This window comes from Stutzerimonas stutzeri, from assembly GCF_000952685.1.
GTDB classification, from domain to species: Bacteria; Pseudomonadota; Gammaproteobacteria; order Pseudomonadales; family Pseudomonadaceae; genus Stutzerimonas; species Stutzerimonas stutzeri_E.
Window position 1 is genome coordinate 258,614 of sequence record NZ_JYHV01000029.1, and the last position, 18,791, is coordinate 277,404.

Annotated in this window: 18 protein-coding genes; 8 read left to right on the top strand and 10 right to left on the bottom strand. The window is 61.5% G+C overall.

Features of this window, described 5'->3' with window-relative positions; all coding sequences use genetic code 11:
* Positions 1 to 5: 5 nt before the first annotated feature.
* Both UF78_RS23195 and UF78_RS15880 read right to left on the bottom strand, forming a co-directional pair.
* Positions 6 to 128, bottom strand: a complete 123-nt coding sequence (locus tag UF78_RS23195) for a hypothetical protein (protein WP_268988828.1) — start codon at positions 126 to 128, stop codon at positions 6 to 8.
* Positions 128 to 1,339 carry an MFS transporter gene (locus UF78_RS15880; RefSeq protein ID WP_045163171.1) on the bottom strand — a complete coding sequence of 404 codons (1,212 nt, stop codon included), beginning with the start codon at positions 1,337 to 1,339 and terminating at the stop codon, positions 128 to 130. Before UF78_RS15880 ends, UF78_RS23195 begins: the two co-directional genes overlap by 1 nt.
* Before the next feature lie 145 nt (positions 1,340 to 1,484).
* Between UF78_RS15880 and yejK the strand changes: the two genes are divergently transcribed.
* Together yejK and UF78_RS15890 are read left to right on the top strand one after the other, a co-directional pair.
* Positions 1,485 to 2,492, top strand: coding sequence for a nucleoid-associated protein YejK (yejK, locus tag UF78_RS15885; protein ID WP_045163172.1), 1,008 nt, complete (start codon positions 1,485 to 1,487; stop codon positions 2,490 to 2,492).
* 184 nt (positions 2,493 to 2,676) lie between these two features.
* Positions 2,677 to 3,474, top strand: coding sequence for an undecaprenyl-diphosphate phosphatase (locus tag UF78_RS15890; RefSeq protein ID WP_045163173.1), 798 nt, complete (start codon positions 2,677 to 2,679; stop codon positions 3,472 to 3,474).
* Between the two features lie 48 nt (positions 3,475 to 3,522).
* On the opposite strand, the gene UF78_RS15895 is transcribed toward UF78_RS15890, so the two are convergent.
* Both UF78_RS15895 and UF78_RS15900 read right to left on the bottom strand, forming a co-directional pair.
* Positions 3,523 to 4,461, bottom strand: a complete 939-nt coding sequence (locus tag UF78_RS15895) for a glutathione S-transferase family protein (RefSeq protein ID WP_045163174.1) — start codon at positions 4,459 to 4,461, stop codon at positions 3,523 to 3,525.
* Between the two features lie 69 nt (positions 4,462 to 4,530).
* A complete protein-coding gene (locus tag UF78_RS15900) occupies positions 4,531 to 4,830 on the bottom strand; it encodes a GIY-YIG nuclease family protein (protein WP_045163175.1) in 300 nt (99 codons plus the stop codon).
* A 287-nt stretch (positions 4,831 to 5,117) separates the two neighbouring features.
* Here UF78_RS15900 and mltF point away from each other — a divergent pair, with 287 nt between their 5' ends.
* Positions 5,118 to 6,578 carry a membrane-bound lytic murein transglycosylase MltF gene (gene mltF, locus UF78_RS15905; RefSeq protein WP_045163176.1) on the top strand — a complete coding sequence of 487 codons (1,461 nt, stop codon included), beginning with the start codon at positions 5,118 to 5,120 and terminating at the stop codon, positions 6,576 to 6,578.
* 12 nt (positions 6,579 to 6,590) lie between these two features.
* On the opposite strand, the gene ybaK is transcribed toward mltF, so the two are convergent.
* Both ybaK and metE read right to left on the bottom strand, forming a co-directional pair.
* Entirely contained in the window at positions 6,591 to 7,061 is a 471-nt protein-coding gene (gene ybaK, locus UF78_RS15910; RefSeq protein ID WP_045163177.1) for a Cys-tRNA(Pro) deacylase, read from the bottom strand.
* Positions 7,062 to 7,170: 109 nt separating this feature from the next.
* On the bottom strand, positions 7,171 to 9,471 hold the full coding sequence (gene metE / locus UF78_RS15915; protein WP_045163178.1) for a 5-methyltetrahydropteroyltriglutamate--homocysteine S-methyltransferase: 2,301 nt from the start codon (positions 9,469 to 9,471) through the stop codon (positions 7,171 to 7,173).
* 157 nt (positions 9,472 to 9,628) lie between these two features.
* Between metE and UF78_RS15920 the strand changes: the two genes are divergently transcribed.
* Both UF78_RS15920 and metR read left to right on the top strand, forming a co-directional pair.
* On the top strand, positions 9,629 to 10,219 hold the full coding sequence (locus UF78_RS15920) for an exopolysaccharide biosynthesis protein (RefSeq protein WP_045163179.1): 591 nt from the start codon (positions 9,629 to 9,631) through the stop codon (positions 10,217 to 10,219).
* Positions 10,220 to 10,433: 214 nt separating this feature from the next.
* Positions 10,434 to 11,360 (top strand): transcriptional regulator MetR, encoded by a 927-nt coding sequence (gene metR / locus UF78_RS15925; RefSeq protein ID WP_045163180.1) that lies wholly within the window; start codon positions 10,434 to 10,436, stop codon positions 11,358 to 11,360.
* 8 nt (positions 11,361 to 11,368) lie between these two features.
* Here metR and UF78_RS15930 read toward each other — a convergent pair whose 3' ends face one another.
* The 3 genes from UF78_RS15930 to UF78_RS15940 form a co-directional block, all read right to left on the bottom strand.
* On the bottom strand, positions 11,369 to 12,496 hold the full coding sequence (locus UF78_RS15930; protein ID WP_045163181.1) for a GNAT family N-acetyltransferase: 1,128 nt from the start codon (positions 12,494 to 12,496) through the stop codon (positions 11,369 to 11,371).
* Between the two features lie 88 nt (positions 12,497 to 12,584).
* On the bottom strand, positions 12,585 to 13,883 hold the full coding sequence (locus tag UF78_RS15935; protein WP_045163182.1) for an OprO/OprP family phosphate-selective porin: 1,299 nt from the start codon (positions 13,881 to 13,883) through the stop codon (positions 12,585 to 12,587).
* A gap of 259 nt (positions 13,884 to 14,142) precedes the next feature.
* Positions 14,143 to 15,264: a beta-ketoacyl-ACP synthase III gene (locus UF78_RS15940; protein ID WP_045163183.1), complete on the bottom strand. Its 1,122-nt coding sequence runs from the start codon at positions 15,262 to 15,264 to the stop codon at positions 14,143 to 14,145.
* Between the two features lie 319 nt (positions 15,265 to 15,583).
* Here UF78_RS15940 and UF78_RS15945 point away from each other — a divergent pair, with 319 nt between their 5' ends.
* Positions 15,584 to 16,114, top strand: a complete 531-nt coding sequence (locus tag UF78_RS15945) for a hypothetical protein (protein WP_045163288.1) — start codon at positions 15,584 to 15,586, stop codon at positions 16,112 to 16,114.
* Between the two features lie 43 nt (positions 16,115 to 16,157).
* Here UF78_RS15945 and UF78_RS15950 read toward each other — a convergent pair whose 3' ends face one another.
* Positions 16,158 to 16,370: a DUF3820 family protein gene (locus tag UF78_RS15950; protein WP_025242650.1), complete on the bottom strand. Its 213-nt coding sequence runs from the start codon at positions 16,368 to 16,370 to the stop codon at positions 16,158 to 16,160.
* Between the two features lie 315 nt (positions 16,371 to 16,685).
* On the opposite strand from UF78_RS15950, the gene UF78_RS15955 reads away from it, so the two are divergent.
* The gene (locus tag UF78_RS15955) at positions 16,686 to 18,044 is read left to right on the top strand and encodes a cytochrome B6 (RefSeq protein WP_080890644.1); all 1,359 of its coding nucleotides are present in this window, start codon (positions 16,686 to 16,688) and stop codon (positions 18,042 to 18,044) included.
* 143 nt (positions 18,045 to 18,187) lie between these two features.
* Positions 18,188 to 18,712: an ankyrin repeat domain-containing protein gene (locus UF78_RS15960; protein ID WP_045163185.1), complete on the top strand. Its 525-nt coding sequence runs from the start codon at positions 18,188 to 18,190 to the stop codon at positions 18,710 to 18,712.
* Positions 18,713 to 18,791: the final 79 nt, after the last annotated feature.

Genomic DNA, 18,791 nt, shown 5'->3' on the forward strand with positions numbered 1-18,791 from the left:
ATCGATCAGCAAATACCGACACCCAACTGGAGCAGCGCCAACCCGCCCTGCCGCCAACCCCAAAAGATCGCCGCCATGAGCAGCGCCAACAGCATGACGCCGCCGGTCCAGAGCCACCCGCCACGCATCAGGCCATCTCCGCAGCCAGGCGCACCCGCTCGACCGGTTGCTCGCGAATCGGCCAGTTCAGCGCGGCGGCCATCAGGCTGAGCGCGATGGAAATTTGCCAGACCAGGTCGTAGCTGCCGGTCTGGTCGTATACCCAGCCGCCCAGCCAGCCGCCAAAGAACGAGCCGATCTGATGGAACAGGAAGACGATGCCACCGAGCATCGACAGGTTGCGCACGCCGAAGAGCGTCGCCACCGTGCCGTTGGTCAGCGGGACCGTGGAGAGCCACAGTAAGCCCATCGCGATACCAAAGGCATACGCGGTCCACAGCGTCAGCGGAGCGAAGAAGAACGCGCTGATCACCACCGCTCGGAGCAGGTAGAGCGCGGTCAGCAGCTTGGGTTTCGAATAACAGCCGCCGAGCCATCCGGCGGTATAGGTCCCCACCACATTGAATAGCCCGACCAGCGCCAGCACGGTTGTGCCCGCCATGGCCGGTAGATGCTGATCCACCAAATACGCTGGCAGATGCACGCCGATGAACACCACCTGAAAACCGCAAACGAAGAACCCCAGCGCCAGCAGGCGGAACCCGGAATGACTGACCGCCTCGCTCAGCGCCTCGACCAGCGACTGTTGCGGTCCGGTCACCGGTGCCGGCGGTCCGCTACGCAACATCAGCGCCAGCGGCATAATCAATGCGACCAGCAGGCCCAACGCCAGTAGGGCCGACGACCAGCCCAGCCAGCTGATCAGGCCGAGTGTGCCGGGGAGCATGGCGAATTGACCGAACGAACCGGCGGCGCTGGCGATACCCATGGCCATGCTGCGCTTCTCGGCCGGCACGGCGCGGCCGACCGCGCCAAGGATCACGGAGAACGAGGTGCCGGACAGCCCCAGACCGATCAGCAGACCTGCGCTCAACGACAACGAGATCGGTGAATCCGCGCCAGCCATGAACAGCAGACCAACCGCGTAGAGCACGCCGCCGATCAATACCGTGCGAGCGACGCCGAAGCGATCCGCCAGTGCGCCGGTAACCGGCTGCGCCAGACCCCAGATCAAGTTCTGCAAGGCGATTGCAAAGGCAAAGACCTCACGCCCCCAGCCGAACTCCGCGCTCATGGGTGGCAGAAACAGGCCGAAGCCGTGCCGCGTTCCCAGGGAAACGGCCAGGATCAGAGAACCACCCAACAGAATCCAGGTACTGTTGCGCCATATCGCATTCATAGCCGACACACTTAGCAAAAACGAAGGGGGGATCCATCTTACTCGCATACCCCTACCCGTTCGCATCCACTTTTTTTTGCCCTGCGACGGGAACGGCCGCTCGGGTAAACTGCCGCCTGTCTGCCTCACCCGACGCGAGTAACCCATGCCGATTCGCCACTGCATTGTTCATCTGATCGAGAAAAAGCCGGACGGGACGCCCGCCGTGCTTCATGCCCGTGACTCGGAGCTGGGCGATTCCCAGGCTATCGAGAATCTTCTGGCCGATCTCAACGAAAGCTACAACGCCAAGCAGGGCAAGGCTTGGGGCTTCTTTCACGAGGAGTCCGGCGCCTACCCGTTCAGCGGCTGGCTGAGCCAGTACATGGAGGGCAACCAGGATTTCACGGCATTCAGTCGGCAAGCGGTGGAGCATCTGCAAAAGCTGATGGAAGAATCCAACCTCTCCACCGGCGGCCATGTGCTGTTTGCTCATTATCAACAGGGCATGACCGATTACCTGGCGATCGCTCTGCTGCACCACAGCAACGGCGTGACCGTCACCGACTCGCTGGATGTCGCCGAAGCCCGGCACCTGGATTTAGGTCAGTTGCATCTCGCCACCCGGATCAACCTCTCCGAGTGGAAGAACAACCAGCAGTCCAAGCAGTACATCTCGTTCATCAAGGGCAAGAATGGCAAGAAAGTCTCGGAGTATTTCCGCGACTTCATCGGCTGCCAGGAAGGCGTCGATGGACCCGGCGAGACACGAACCCTGCTCAAGGCATTCAGCGATTACGTCGAGAGCGAGGACCTGCCGGATGAAAAAGCGCGGGAGAAAACCAGTGCGCTGGTCGGCTACGCCAGCAGCCAGGCCAAGATCGGCGAGCCGATGTCGTTGGAGGAACTGTCCAGCGTGATCGACGAGGAGCGCCCGCGCGCCTTCTACGAGCACATCCGCAACAAGGATTACGGCCTTTCGCCGGAGATCCCGGCAGACAAGCGCACCCTCAACCAATTCCAGCGTTTCACCGGCCGCGCCGAGGGGCTGTCGATCAGCTTCGAATCCCACCTGCTGGGCTCGAAGATCGAATACGACGAAGCTCGTAACATGCTGATCATCCGACAGTTGCCCACCCAACTGACCGATCAGCTCAAACGCCGCAAAGACTGACCCACCACTGTGCAATACAGCCGGCAACGGCAAAGAGCACTCGCGCGCGTTCAGCTCGCCCGCCTTGCTGCGGGACGAGCGGAACGAAATTCGACCGCCGTCGAATGAAATGCCGGTTTGTCAGTCACATGGCTGCTCAATTGGAGCTGCCACCCCGCACGACCCGTTCTGGTAAGGATTCACAATGGATTGGCTTCACCTGATTATTCTGTCCCTGGTGCAGGGCATCACCGAATTCCTCCCGATCTCCTCCTCCGCTCACCTGATCCTTCCGTCCCAGGTATTTGGCTGGCCCGACCAAGGCCAGGCATTCGACGTCGCGGTGCACGTCGGCACGCTGTTAGCGGTGCTGATCTGCTTCCGTCATGAAGTGATCGCCACCAGCCGCGGCTGGCTGGCTCACGTGTTCAGGCAGCAGGTCAGCGCCGAGAGCCGGCTGGGTTGGGCGATCATCATCGGCACGCTGCCGGCGGCCATTCTCGGGTTGTTGCTGGAGGACTACATCGAGCAGTACACCCGCTCGATGCTGTTCATCGCTGCCACCACCATCATTTTTGGCTTGCTGCTGTGGTATGCGGACGTAAAGGGCCGTCGAGTCGCCGAGATGGATCAATTGACCTGGAAGAGCGCGTTGATCATCGGTTTCGCCCAGGCCCTGGCGCTGATCCCCGGCACGTCCCGCTCGGGCATCACCATGACTGCCGCGCTACTGCTCGGTTTTACTCGGCAGACAGCTGCACGCTTCTCGTTTCTGCTGTCGATACCGCTGATTCTCGCAGCGGGTGGGCTGAAGGCCGTCGAGCTGGTTCAGTCCGGGGAAGACGCGCAATGGAACGACATTTTCATCGGTGCGGCCCTGTCTTTCGTCGCCGCCTTCCTCTGCATCAAACTGTTTCTCAAGGCCCTGGATGCACTGGGCATGCTGCCTTTCGTGATCTATCGGCTGCTGCTGGGCGTCACGTTGCTGTTCATCGCCCTGTAAGCCGTGCAGAGCGCCCGCGGCCCAACCGCGGTCCGCGGGTGCATCGCATCAAGAGGCCTCGATGCGATAGCCGATACGCGGAAAATGCACGTGCACGACGCCAGCGCGCTCGTCTTCACGTCGCAGGATCAGCTCTTCTACACCAGCGAACACCAGTTCACCCGTCACCGGATCGGTCCCGTAATCCACGGCGGCAATCGTCACCTGCTGGCCTGCCTGGAAGCCGTTGGGTTCGAAGAACGCCTCGTCTGGCAATGGAGCCGGCGTGGCCTCGCGCGAACACGTCAGCGCCGCTTCGGCGGACAGCTCGCTATGCGAGCCATGTCCGACGCCCAGAATCTTGCTCAGCCAGGCGGCGACCTCCGGATAGTCCTCGACCAGCGGCGCGGTGACCGGCGTGGCCTTGAGGAACCAAAGACAATGCGCAACGGCAAAATCCGCGATGCAAGGCGCGCTTCCCAACAGGAACTCACCGGTCCCGCGCGCCAGTTGCTGCTGCAGTCGAGCCATCAGTACCGGCCAGTGACTCTTGGCCTGCTCCAGCGGAATGCGTGACACCGACCCCCCACTGAACAACTGGGCGCGATCCTCGCTGAACACCTGCACGAACTCCTTGGGTACCTGAGCGAAACGCACGGCCATGGACTCCGGCTGGAACACCAGACTCACCGCGTGCAGAAACAGCACGGAGTCGGCCCATTGTGCCAACGTCGCCGCGACGAACTCCTGGCCCTCCGGGAACAACGCGGGCGTGCTTTTTTCAGCCTCGAGGCGGCGGGCCATCAGCGCGGTATCGCAATACACGTCAGCACCGATCTGCAACACCGGAGTCCGCCGATAGCCACCGGTCAGGGCAGTGAGATCGGGCTTGGGCATGACGGGAGGAATCGCCACCGAACGCCAGGAGAGCTGCTTGAAACCCAGTATCAGGCGCGCCTTTTCAGCGAAGGGAGAGGTGGGATAGTGGTGCAGAATGATTTCGTGCATTGCAGGCTCCGCCAGTCTTGTTCAGGTAGAACGGCAGCTTACTCGCGACCAAGCAAGTGGCCTACCCGTTCAGCTGATTGCCTCGTCATTCACCGGGACACAGCCACCCTGCGCAGAAACCAGAGCCTCCTTGGCCGCTTTTTTAAGCTGCTTGATGGCACGTTCCCGGCGTAGTGCATCGCCTTTGTTGTCGCAGGCTTCGACATACACCAATGCCACCGCCGGGCTGGAATGAAAGAAACGCGCCCCTTGTCCACGCTGATGGGCGGCGAAACGGCGATGTGCATCGTCGCTTATCCCGCAGTACAGCGAACCGTTGGCGGCTCGCACCAGATAGACGAACCAGGGCTTTGCAGAAGCGACGCTCATGCGATGGGGTCTCTCGATGGGTGATATGCCACGCGACGCGCCGAGTCGCCCGGCGATGGGTGCTGGATTCTCCCGGTCCATCGCACCTGGAGCAAGCTAGCTGGGATCCACGATCAGTATTTGTCCGCGCATTCGACGGATGATCATCCGATATATGGCAGCCGTCGGCGGTTGGTAAAAGGAGCCCATGCCAGCCCTGGGTTTTCGACCCATTGCCGCTTCGCTTAGCAAAGTCCGTCGATCCTGTCGAGATATGGTGGCGGTTCGCCTTTGCGTATACTGCGCCGATGTTTGCCCAAACCGCGTTCCGCAAGCGCTGCACCTCCTGGTTGCTGGCGACCGGACTCTTCCTGATGCTCAGTAGCTGCGCTGAACCGCCCAGCGCCCTCGAGCGTATTAAGGAGGAAGGTGTACTGCGCGTGATCACTCGCAACAGTCCGTCGACCTATTTCCAGGATCGCAACGGCGAAGCCGGCTTCGAATACGAGCTGGTCAAACGCTTCGCCAGCCATCTCGGCGTCAAGCTCCAAATCGAAACCGCCGACAGCATCGAGGACATTTTCACCCGCCTGAACCGCCCGGGCGGCCCAGCCCTCGCCGCTGCCGGCCTGGTGGCCAGCGAAGGACGCAAGGATCTCGCACGTTTCACCAAACCCTACCTGGACGTCACGACTCAAGTGGTTTATCGCCGGGGGCAACGCCGGCCGACCCAACCCGAAGACCTCGTAGGCAAGCGCATCCTGGTTCTCAAGGGCAGCAGTCAGGCGGAAAAACTCAAGGCGCTGCAGGCCGAACTGCCGGAGCTGCGCTACGAGGAATCCGACGCGGTAGAGGTGGTGGATCTGCTGCGCATGGTCGATGAGGGTCAAGTCGACCTGACGCTGGTCGAATCGAATGAGCTGGCTCTCAATCAGGTCTATTTCACCAACGCACGGGCGGCATTCGAGTTGGGTGAACAGAACAGCCTGTCCTGGATCATCGGCAAGGGTGAAGACGACAGCGTGCTCGAGGCGGCCAACCAGTTCCTCGACCAGGCGCGGGAGAACGGCACGCTGCAGCGTCTGCGCGAACGGTACTACGGCCACGTCGACGTACTCGGTTATGTCGGTGCCTACGCCTTCGCCAAACACTTGCAGCAACGTTTGCCGCGGTATGAAAAGGTTTTCCGCGAGACGGCCAAGGAGCATGGGGTGGACTGGCGCCTGCTTGCCGCAATTGGCTACCAGGAATCTCATTGGCAACCGGACGCCACGTCAAAAACCGGTGTGCGCGGTCTGATGATGCTGACGCTGAACACGGCCAAGGCCATGGGTGTGAACAATCGCCTCGATCCGGCACAGAGTATTCAGGGCGGCGGAAAGTACATTGCCCGAATCCACGACAACCTGCCTGAAAGCATCAAAGAGCCCGATCGCACCTGGTTCGCCCTGGCCGCCTACAACATCGGCGGTGGTCATCTGGAAGATGCGCGCATACTGGCCGAGAGCGAAGGCCTGGACCCGAACAAGTGGTTGGACGTCAAGCAGATGCTGCCCCGCCTGGCGCAGAAGCAGTGGTACACCAAGACGCGCTACGGTTATGCCCGCGGCGGTGAGCCGGTGCACTTCGTCGCCAACATTCGCCGTTACTACGACATCCTGACCTGGGTGACCCAGCCACAGATGGAAGGCCAGCAACTGGTGCATAACGAGTTTCACATCCCCGGCGTCAATGCCACCGACCTCGGCGAAATCCTGCCGCCTCTGTAAGCCCTTCCAAATTCATGGCCGGCCGATCGGCGCGAAGCTGCCGGCGGTATGCTCGGCCAATATCTCGGCGCCCAGCTCGACCTCCAGCCCCCGCCGCCCTGCACTGACATAGATGCCCGGCTGCGCCTGCGCCGAGCTGTCGATAAAGGTACGCAGCCGCTTTTTCTGACCCAGCGGACTGATCCCACCCACCAGGTAACCTGTCGCCCGTTGCGCGGCCATCGGATCGGCCATCTCGACCTTCTTCACTTTGGCCGCCTGAGCCAGCGCCTTCAGATCAAGCGTACCGGCGACCGGCACCACGGCGACCAGCAGCTCATTCTTCTCGCTGCAGGCCAGCAGCGTCTTGAATACCCGCGCAGGTTCGAGACCGAGCTTTTCGGCGGCCTCGAGGCCATAGGAAGCGGACTTCGGATCGTGCTCATAACTGTGAATGCGGTGCTCGGCTTTAGCCTTCTTCAGGAGATCGATGGCGGGCGTCATGGCGAAAGGATCATTAGATGGAGGTCGCTACATTAGCCAAAAACACAATGGCCCGCACGCTGTGCGGGCCGCTGATGTCACGACATGCCAGCGGCCTGCCGACTCCGGCTCAGGCCACCTTGGACCGCTGCGTCGCACGCAGCTGCCGTGCCGCCGCCACCATGTTGACCAGTGCCGCCTCGGTTTCCGGCCAGCCGCGGGTCTTCAGGCCGCAGTCGGGATTGACCCAGAGCCGCTCAGCGGGGATGCGCTCGCTGGCTTTTTCCAGCAACTGCACCATTTCCTGCGTATCCGGTATCCGCGGCGAATGGATGTCGTAGACGCCCGGGCCGATGTCGTTGGGATAATCGAAGGCACGGAAGGCCTCGAGCAGTTCCATTTGCGAACGCGAGGTTTCGATGGTGATGACATCGGCGTCCATTGCGGCGATCGATTCGATGACATCGTTGAACTCGCTGTAGCACATGTGCGTATGGATCTGCGTCTCGTCACGCACGCCACTGGCGCACAGGCGGAACGCCTCGACTGCCCAGTCGAGATAGCCCTGCCACTGCGCGCGACGCAGCGGCAATCCTTCGCGGAACGCAGCTTCGTCGATCTGCACGATTTTGATGCCGGCCGCTTCCAGATCACACACCTCGTCACGGATCGCCAGTGCCAGCTGCCGGGCCTGCTGCTCGCGACTGAGATCCTCGCGGGTGAAGGACCACATCAGCATCGTCACCGGGCCGGTGAGCATGCCCTTTATGACTTTGCCGGTCTGCTGCTGTGCATAGCGGATCCACTCCACCGTCATGGGCGCTGGACGACTCAGATCGCCGTAGATGACCGCCGGTTTGACGCAACGAGAGCCGTAACTCTGCACCCAGCCGAAACGGGTGAAGGCGTAGCCGTCCAACTGCTCAGCGAAGTATTCGACCATGTCGTTGCGCTCAGCCTCACCGTGCACCAGCACATCCAGGCCCAGTTGTTCCTGCACGGCTATCGCATGACGGATCTCCGCCTGCATCGCCTCGGTGTACTCGGTCAACCCCAGCTTGCCCTGCTTGAAGGCCTGGCGTGCCAGACGGATCGCCGACGTCTGCGGAAAGGAGCCGATGGTCGTGGTCGGGAATGCCGGCAGTCCCAGCCGCGCACGCTGCTTGTCGATCCGCTCGGCGAAAGGCGACTGACGCTGGCTATCAAGCGGGCCGATAGCGGCCAGGCGCGCCTGCACTTCGGGCTTATGGATACGCGGCGATTGCGTCCGATTGGTCTGAACATCCCGGCTGTGCTGCAACGCGGCCTGTACCCGGGCGTCTTCGGGGGTGTCCAGCGCACGTGCCAGGACCGCGATTTCAGCGCACTTCTGCACGGCAAACGCGAGCCAGTTTCTGAGCTCAGCGTCCAGTTGATCTTCGCGAGCCAGATCCACGGGGGTATGCAGCAACGAACAGGAAGGCGCAACCCATAACCGATCGCCGAGACGATCGTGTGCATGCCGCAGCACATCCAGCGCCTTGTCCAGATCGCAGCGCCAGACGTTGCGACCGTTGACCAGACCAAGGGAGAGAACCTTGTAGGTCGGCAGCCGATCGAGAATGACTGGGTACTGCTCCGGCGCACGCACCAGATCGATGTGCAGACCATCCACAGGCAATGCGGCCGCCAGTCCCAGATTATCTTCCAGGCCGCCAAAATAGGTCGCGACCAGCTTCTTCAGCGGCGCTCTTTGCAGCAGATGATAGGCCCGTTCGAAGGCATTCCTCCAATCCTGCGGCAGGTCCAATACCAAAATTGGTTCATCGATCTGTACCCAATCCACGCCTTGCGCAGCTAAGCGCTCGAGCACCTCGCCGTAAATCGGCAGCAAGCGTTCGAGCAGCTCCAGCTTGTCGAACGCTTCCCCCTTGGCCTTGCCCTGCCAGAGATAGGTCAGCGGGCCGATCAGTACCGGCTTCACCGCATGCCCCCGCGCCTTGGCCTCCTCGACCTCCTCGAACAATTGGGTCCAACACAGGCTGAAGGATTGATCCGCAGTGAATTCGGGCACCAGATAGTGGTAGTTGGTATCGAACCATTTGGTCATTTCCTGTGCCTGTCCGCTGCCGCAGCAGCTCTGGCTGACGCCGCGCGCCATGGCGAACAGAGTGTCCAATGTCGGTGCGCCATCGGCCGGACGAAACCGCTCGGGGATCACGCCAAACATCAGCGAGTGCGTCAGGACTTGGTCGTACCAAGCGAAATCACCAACGGGCAACAGCTCGATCCCCGCGTCGGCCTGCAATTGCCAATGCGCAGCACGCAGTTCACGGCCCACTTGGCGTAGTGCTTCCTCGGTCAGGTCGCCCTTCCAGTACGCCTCCAGCGCCTTCTTCAACTCCCGATCGGCGCCGATGCGCGGGAAACCCAGGGAATGAGCAACAGCCATAACAATCTCCAATTCATTTCGCTTCGATGGAGGAGATTGTGGGCGTAGCCAGAGAATGAAACAAACTAATGCATTTTGTTTTGAATAGTAAAAAATTTCATATTGTCGTTTTTTCGCTTTTGTTCTCTAACACTCCAAAGACATAAGAAGAACTGAAATGATTGGCAGACAACAACCGGAGAATCTTGAAGGTCTGCTGGAGCGCCTCAGCCAGGCTGGCGAACCCAGCGAGCCGGTTACCATCCAGGGCATGCTCGAAGCGACCGGCCACCGCAGCTTCGGAGCCTTGTTGCTGGTGCCGGGTTTATTGGTGTTTTCGCCCCTGTCGGGTATCCCCGGACTGCCAAGCTTGTTTGCCGTCATGGTGGGGCTGATCGCACTTCAAATTTTGATCGGGCGCAAACACTTCTGGCTGCCCCGGTGGTTGCTTCAGCGTCGGGCATCGCGGGGTAAATACGATCGGGCCATCGCCTTTCTGCAGCGTCCCGCGCGCTGGGTCGATCGGCTGTTGCGGCATCGCCTGACCTTTCTCACCGAAGGCCTCGCAGTACGCCTCAATGCGCTGGTATGCCTGCTGATCGCCGCCACCATGCCGCCACTCGAGCTGATCCCGTTCGGCAATTCTGCCGCGGGCGCCGCGCTGAGTTTCCTCGGGCTGGGCATGATGGCGCGCGACGGCGCCCTGGTAATCGTCGCCCTCCTGTTTCTCGGCGTGCTGGTCTATCTGGTCAGCCGCATCTGGATGTGACCCGCCTCATCACCTCTGCATCCCGCGTCTCGGCGAAGACAACCTTTTGCGAGACGCGGGTGAGTTCAGCCGCCATTCTGCCTGCTCGACAATAGCCATCGCGCTGGAACACACTTCGCCAACACAATGAGTGATGCTCAAGTCATCGTAGTTTCCCCGATCGAGTATTTCCTCGGATCCTGGCCCCGATACCGTCACAGCAGGAAGCCGCAGCATGCTGGAAATCCGCCACCTGAAAACCCTTCATGCTTTGCGCGAAACCGACAGCCTCGTCGAAGCGGCCGAGCGCCTGCATCTGACCCAGTCGGCGCTATCGCACCAATTCAAGGAACTGGAGGAACGTCTGGGCCTGCAGCTGTTCGTGCGCAAGACTCGCCCCGTGCGCTTCACCAGTGCCGGCTTGCGCCTGCTGCAACTGGCGGACAGCCTGTTACCGCAACTGCGCAGCGCCGAGCGTGACCTGGCGAGGCTGGCCGGTGGCACGGCGGGCCGTCTGCACATGGCCATCGAATGCCACAGCTGCTTCCAGTGGCTGATGCCCACCATCGACCAGTTCCGCGATGCCTGGCCGGAAGTCGAACTCGATCTCGCCTCGGGCTTCTCGTTCGCGCCGCTGCCGGCTTTGGCTCGCGGCGATCTGGATCTGGTCGTGACCTCCGATCCGATCGAGCTGCCCGGCATCACCTATGTCCCGTTGTTTACCTATGAGGCCCTGCTGGCGGTCGCCAACCAGCATCCCTTGGCCAATCGGCCCTACGTGCGCGCCGAAGACCTGGCCAGCGAAACCCTGATTACCTATCCGGTGGAGCGCGACCGGTTGGATATCTTCACCCGGTTTCTCGAGCCGGCGGATGTCGAGCCGGCGCAGGTCCGTACCTCTGAGCTGACAGTGATGATGATGCAGTTGGTGGCCTCGGGCCGCGGTGTCTGTTGCGTACCGAACTGGGCGCTGCACGAATACAGCACCCGCGGTTATGTCACCGCCAAGCGCCTGGGCGAAAAAGGACTGTTTGCTACGCTGTTCGCCGGCATTCGCGCCGACATGCTGGATTCGCCATTCATGCGCGACTTCCTGCTGACCGCCAAGGACACTTCCTTCTCGACCCTGGAAGGCGTCAGCGCGGCGCAGAAAGCGAAATAGAGCGTCCTTCAGCCCTGCCGATAGGGCAGCGCATTGCGCGCTGCCTCGGCGTAACGCCGCACTCCGACGCGTTCCTGTTCGAGAAATTCGCTCACCGCGGCGCGCAGCCCGGGGTGTCGCAGGTAATGCCAGGAACGGGTAATCACCGGCTCGAAGCCACGAATGAGCTTGTGTTCGCCCTGGGCCCCGGCATCGAAGCGAGACAGCCCGGCCGCGATGGCCTGGTCGATACCCTGATAGAAGCAGGTCTCGAAGTGCAGCCGATCGAACTCGGCAAGACAGCCCCAGTAACGTCCGTAGAGCCCATGTGCATCGACCAGACTGAAGGCCATGGCCACCATCCGGCCGCCCTGCCGGGCTAGCACGACGCGGATCGCCTCCGGCATCCGCTCGGCCAGCAGGCTGAAGAAGCTTCGCGTCAGGTAGGGTGCCTGCCCGCGTACGTAGTAGGTATTGGCATAACAGGCGTAGACGAAATCCCACTCGGCCTCGCCAAGCTGATGGCCCTCACGCCAGTCGAATTCGATCCCCTGCCCCGCCACCTGTTCGCGCTCCTTGCGCAGTTGCTTGCGTTTGCGTGAGGTGAGCGCGTCGAGAAAGTCCTGGAAATCACGGTAGCCGCGGTTGTGCCAATGAAATTGGCAACCGATGCGCTCCAGCCAGCCATCGCGCCCTTGGAAAACCGCATCGGCGGCCGCTTCGGTGAAATTCACATGCAGGCTGGAATGCCCGTTCTCGGCGAGCCCTTCGGTGAGCTGATCGAGCAGCTCGCCGGCCGCCTCGCAATCACCCAACAGGCGCGCGCCGCACACGGGTGAAAATGGCACCGCGCAAAGGAGCTTCGGGTAGTACTCGATGCCGGCCCGATGGCAGGCATCCGCCCAGGCCCAGTCGAACACGTACTCACCGCTGGAATGGGTCTTGCGATACAGCGGCAGCGCGGCGATGGCTGCACCCTGCGCATCGCTGAGCAGCTGATGCTGCGGACGCCAGCCACTTCGCCTTCCGACGCTGCCGCTGTCCTCCAGCGAGGCGAGGAACGCGTGGCGAAGAAAGGGCTGAGGATGGTCACCGAGCAGAGCATCCCAACGAGCGGGCGCGATGTCGGCAAGGCAGGAAAGAGTCTGAATAGGCATAGGCGCCAGTCTGGCGGCTAATCGGAACGAAAAAAAGCCCCATGTGTATGGGGCTTTAAAGGAGCATCACGAAGGAAACTGTGTTGCGTTAGAACACGTACTGCGCGCGGAACACCAGGCCATCGCCGTCGTCGTCGCCGTTGGCGTTCTCGGCGTTGTCGACCTTGGCTTTGACGTAGTAGCCGCTGAGCTTGACGTTCTCGTTGGCGTACCAGTTCACACCCAGGTTGTGCACCTTGCCTTCGACGTCGTTGGTCGCAACGAGGCCGACCGAGTCATCCTCAGCTTCGATATGGTCGTAGCGGTAGAAGACTTCCCAGGCACCGATCTGCTTGTTTTCCGGCTTGAGCTGGTCGAAGCGGCCGAGCTTGTAGCCACGTGCTTCGCCGGTGAGGGTGTAGGCGACCTGGGCGTAGTAACCCTTGGCCTCGACATCTTCGTAGGCAGCGGAATCGGAATCCATCTCGCGGGTGATGTATTCACCCTGAACGGACAGCGGACCCATCGCCCAGGCAGCTTCCAGACCGAACGCGGTGTCGTCGCCGTAAGAACCCGCCGGTGCGTTGTTCGCGCCACCGAGCAACAGGCGGTTGCCGTTGGTGCCGGCATCGTTACCACCGGCAGTGCTCACGCCGCGCATGCCCAGGCGGCTGCGGATGCGGCCGTCGGTGGCCGTGTCGTCCAGGTTGCGCTGGGCGAAGTTGATACCGAAGTGCAGGACGTTGCCGGCCTCGTGCATCGGCGCGAAGACCGCACGGGCGTTGACCTGCTTGACGCTTTCACCGTCGACGTCGTTCTGATCCTTGGCATGCAGGCCCAGCGAGCCGTACAGGGAGTCGCCAGCCGTGCCGTTGACCTGGATGCCCAGCCCGTTCTGGTGGCCGTTGGCCCAATCGACCAGATCGTAGGCAGCGTTACGCTCCTGGGCGGTCACCCATTTGGAGCTGGTGGCTTTTTCCAGACCGAAATCGGGATCGAAGCGACCCATCTTGATGTTCACTGGGCTGAAGCCGGAATACTGGATGGATGCTTCATCCCAGTAGCCGTCTTCGCTGCTGCCGGCGTTATGCGCGAAATCGTAGTTGAACTGGTATTTCCAGTCCTGGTAGGCCACGCCGCCGATTTCCAGGAATGCGCGACGGAAGTAGGCGGCGTCGGCGTTGTCGCCATTCTGGGTGTAGAAGCCGTCGAAGGTGCTGTAGTCGGCTTGCAGACGCCCGCCGATCTTGAAGCTGAACTGCTTGTCCGTCGTGGCGACTTCCAGGCCACCCTTGGTCTTGACTACGATGTCAGCGCCGTCAGTGGTGACGGTGCCGGCGAAAGCCTGGGCGGAAACGGCCAGAGCGAGGGCGCTGGCGGCGAAACCGGCGAAGTGCTTACGGATCATCGAAAATTCCCCTTTTGGTTTAGCGTTGGAAAACACACAGGTATGGCTCTTTGTGCTGCCGGCATCTTGGCCAGGCTATGTGTCAGCCAGGTGGCTGTTCCATAAAGCTTTTATGACAAGGGGAACTTAAAAGATCAGTGTTTATCGCAATAGCTGTTGGATGAGTGACACAACCCAAGAGGCCTTGCGCGTTTCGGCCAACGCGCAGGAAAAAAGGGCGGATCAAGATCCGCCCTGGTTGTCGCAAGCTGCGCGGCGATCAGCGCTTGCGCAAAATCACGCTGCCAATCGAGTAGCCAGCACCAAACGAGCTGAGCACGCCAAGGCTGCCAGCCGAAAGGTCGTCCTGATGCTTGTGGAAGGCGATCACCGAACCGGCCGAACTGGTGTTGGCGTAGGTGTCGAGAATGACCGGCGCCTCTTCCGGGCTGGCGTCGCGACCCAAGAGTTTGCGCACAATCAGATGGTTCATGTTCAGGTTGGCCTGGTGCAGCCAGAAGCGCTTGACGGCGCTGACCTCGATTTCGTTCTCCTTTAGATGTTCGCCGATCAGCTCGGCCACCATCGGGCAGACTTCCTTGAACACCTTGCGACCTTCCTGGACGAACAGCTTGTCCGGGTTGGTCATGTATTCCTCGGCGGTGCGGTTCAGAAAGCCGAAGTTGTTGCGGATGTTGTTGGAGAACTCGGTCGCCAGCTTGGTGCTGACCACGTCCCATTGGTATGGCGAAGTGGCCAGGTCGGCGCGCTCGATGATCACCGCCGTGCAGGCGTCGCCGAAAATGAAATGGCTGTCGCGGTCGCGGAAGTTCATGTGCCCGGTGCAGATCTCGGGGTTGACCATCAGCACGGCACGCGCCTGACCCAATTGCACCGAGTTCGCCGCGTTCTGGATGCCAAAGGTGGCCGAGGAGCAGGCCACGTTCATGTCGAAGCCGAAACCCTTGATGCCCAGCGCCGCCTGCACTTCGATGGCGATCGCCGGGTAGGCGCGCTGCAGGTTGGAGCAGGCGACGATCACGCCGTCGATATCGGCGGCAGTCTTGCCTGCGCGCGCCAGTGCCTGCTCGGCCGCCTTGACCGACATCTCGCAGAGGATCGACCACTGTTCGTTGCTGCGCTCGGGAATACGCGGGACCATGCGGTCCGGGTCGAGAATGCCGGCCTTGTCTGTGACGAAGCGACTCTTGATGCCCGACGCCTTCTCGATAAAGGCCGAGCTGGATTCCGGTACCGGCTGCACGTCACCCGCCTCGATGGCGGCGGCGTGTTCGGCGTTGAAGCGACGGGCGTAGGTGTTGAACGACTCGACCAGTTCGTCGTTGGAAATGCTGTGGGCAGGGGTATAAAGGCCGGTACCGCTGATGACGACGTTATGCACAGTCGTTCCTCTTGAATATTGGCTGATCGTTGTCTGGCGCCGCAACGGAGCGAGGCCGGCCAGCGCCGTTCGCCATCGTTCATGCCGCGTCTGTTTATATGGCGGCTATTGTGCACGAAAACCTGACAGATGCCGCAGCTTGGCGTTCAAATGCAGACAAAACAGATCACAAGCCTGCAACGTCACCCGCGTTGACGCGTCAGGGAAGCGGGTGTCGAGAGGGGAACGCCATCCCGACATGCCGGCTGCGTTCCAAAGGCGCCCGTCGGCAATGATCGCTTTCGGCTATTCTTGCGATCCCAACCCACAGGACCATCCGATGAAAGACCCACTCGCCGAGCTGATCCGTCTGATCAGCTCGGGCTGCATGAGCGAAGACGAGATCAACCGCCTCGCTGACGAAGCGGCTCAAGCCTATGCCGATCCCGGTGCCTTTCTGCAGGCCAACCCGGACATCATCTACGACGATGACTTCCCCATTCCGCTAGGCGAATGGATGATCGTCGGCAGCCTGCCGGACACCGTGCTGTTCCAGGCCGACGATTACCAGACGCTGTTCGAGCAGATCGTCGGCTCGTTCGGCCCGGACGTGAATTTCGTCCTCAAACCCAAGCAGTTGGCGAAAACCGAGCCGCTGAAGGCGCTCAACCGCATCCAGACGCAACTCAGCAGTCTCTACCCGGAAAAAGGCGGCTACGTGCTGGTGGACTTCAGCGAGCCATTGGATGACGAACTGCAAGCGGTGCTCGTATACACCAGCGATATCGAGCGGGTAATGACCCTGGCGGTGGAAGTGGGCATCTATGCCGCCCCGGCGCTGGCGGCGTTACAAGCTGAAAGCGAAGGCTGAGCCAGCTCCGCTGCCGTTTCGTTCGCCCCGAGCGGCAACGGGCCTAGCGTCGGCGCAGCGGCTCCAATAGCCCTGACAGACCGTTATGGTCGATTTCCTGCATCAGCGCCAGCAACTGGCCAATTTCCCCGGGCGGGAAGCCGACCCGCGCGAACCAGTTCAGGTAGTTGCCCGGAAGATCTGCGATCAACCGCCCCTTGTACTTGCCGTACGGCATCGTCTGGGTCACCAGGCGTTCGAGGTCTTCGGGTTTCATGGCAGCGCTTCGGTCGACGGAGCGCAGATACTGCCACAGCCGGTCTGAAACGGCAGCTTGGGTAAGCTGAACCCTTTCGTCATAACGCTGCGCGCCAAGCAAGCGCACAGCTATAAGGCACATCGCCATGACCTCTCCAGCCTGCGCCACCGCTGACGACAGCGAATGGCCGGGGTTCGCTAGAGGTTCTCTATCGCGACCATAGGCCTTGCCTATTTAGCAAGCGAAGCCATTTGCTTCTAGGCCTTCTGTACGACCTCGTCGATACAGGAAAACAACAACATGAATGCCGTCCTAGCCCGTTCGTGCCTGGCCATGGCACTTGGCACCATGCCTATCGTACCGATGGCCTACGCCGCCGAAGACGATAAGCCGACCAGCTACAACCCCGTGGTCATCAGTGAGAATTTCGATGCGATCATGCAGCGCATGTCAGCGGACAAGCCTGCCATCCTCGAGAGGCACATGGAGCTGCTGAGGCAGCGCTACGACCTCAGCGACACGCCAGCCGAAGGCGTCACCATGGCGCGCGGCAAGCCGATACAAGCCGGCGTGCGGGTCAAGCTCGCGGGTGGCAGCTGGGAGGAATTGGCGCAACTGAGCCCCGAGCAGATCCGCCAACAGAAGCGCTTCCCCGCCGGGTTCATGCCGCTACCACACCCGAACCATCCCGAAGGCGGAATGGTGTTTCCGCAGTTTCATATCGATGAGGTCAACAAGATCGAGGGCCGCGACCTGACCCGCTTCGACCTGGATTTCGATCTACCGGACCACTTCCTTCCGGAATTCCCGGCGCCGATCTATCTCACCACGCGGCCGGATCTCGGCGATGTATCCCAGGGCAAGCTGGTGAACATCCGCAACTACTTCGAGCTGTTCAACGGCATCCTCAACCCCAAGCAGCTCGAAGGGCTGCGCCTGCTGGTGACGACTTTTCCGCAACAGCAATTCAATGCGACCGATGACCGGCGCAGCGAGCATCCACATACCGGAGTCGCCTGCCTGGATTGCCACGCCAACGGTCATACCAATGCCGCCACGCACCTGGCCGGTGACGTGCGGCCGCAGAAATTCCGCCACCGCATCGACACGCCCACCCTGCGCGGCGTGAACGTGCAACAGATCTTCGGCTCCCAGCGCGCGCTGAAGACGGTCGAAGATTTCACCGAATTCGAGCAGCGCGCCGCCTATTTCGATGGCGACATCGTGCTGGCGGCGAAAAAAGGCGTGAATGTGCTCGAGCGCGGCAGCCAGGTGCATTTCATGGGCGAGTTCCAGGCACTGCTGGACTTCCCGCCGGCCCCCAAGCTCAACGTCGAGGGCCGACTCGACCCGGCCAAGGCCAGCGAACAGGAACTGCGCGGCGAGCAGGTTTTCCACGGCAAAGGCGCCTGCGCAAGCTGCCACATACCGCCCTACTACACCGACCACCTGATGCATAACCTGCAGACCGAACGCTTCTACGAACCCCAGGAGTACAACGGCGTCATGGCCGTCGGCGACGGGCCGATCAAGACCTTCCCGCTGCGCGGCATCAAGGACTCGCCTCCGTACCTGCACGACGGTCGCCTGCTGACACTCGAGGACACCGTCGAGTTCTTCAACCTGGTATTGCAGCGCGGCCTGAGCCAGGAGGAGAAAGCCGATCTGGTGGCGTTTTTGCGCACCCTGTGACGCCGCTGCGCCAGGGTTGAGGTCCTAATACGGACGGCCTATTGCAGGCATGGCCTTTGTCATGGCGCCTTTTTCCCTGTCGCTTGTCACAATGCTGCACGCGCCGGCAAACGTCGGCGCATCGCCTCATCGAGGAGCGCTCCATGACCGAACCAGCCCAACCCAAGCCCGAACTGGACGACGCCGCGCTGGCCTTTGCCGAGCAGATATTCGACAGCGCCCGTAAAGGCGATGCAGTGCGCCTCGCCGACCTGCTCGGCCGCGGCCTGCCGGCTAACATACGCAACCACAACGGCGACAGCCTGTTGATGCTCGCCACCTACCATGGTCATCTCGATGCGTCACGCGTGCTGCTGGAGAGCGGCGCCGATCCGCAGCTGCGCAACGACAAAGGCCAGACACCGCTGGCGGGTGCGGCGTTCAAGGGGGATCTGGCGATGATCAGTCTGCTGCTCGAACAGGGCGCCGATGTAGAGGGCGCATCACCTGATGGCAAAACCGCGCTGATGATGGCCGCCATGTTCAACCGCACCGAGATCGTCGAATACCTGATCGCCCAGGGCGCCGACCCGCACGCCGCCGACCGCAACGGTGCCACGCCACTCACCGCCGCCGCGATGATGGGCGCCGCCGACGCCCATGCGCTGCTGAGCAAGTTCGCCGACTGACCGGCACCGCCCTACCAATCGCGGCGCTCGACGCCCGTGCCGCGTCGTTGAACCATCGCGTCCTCTTCCGATCTCTGTG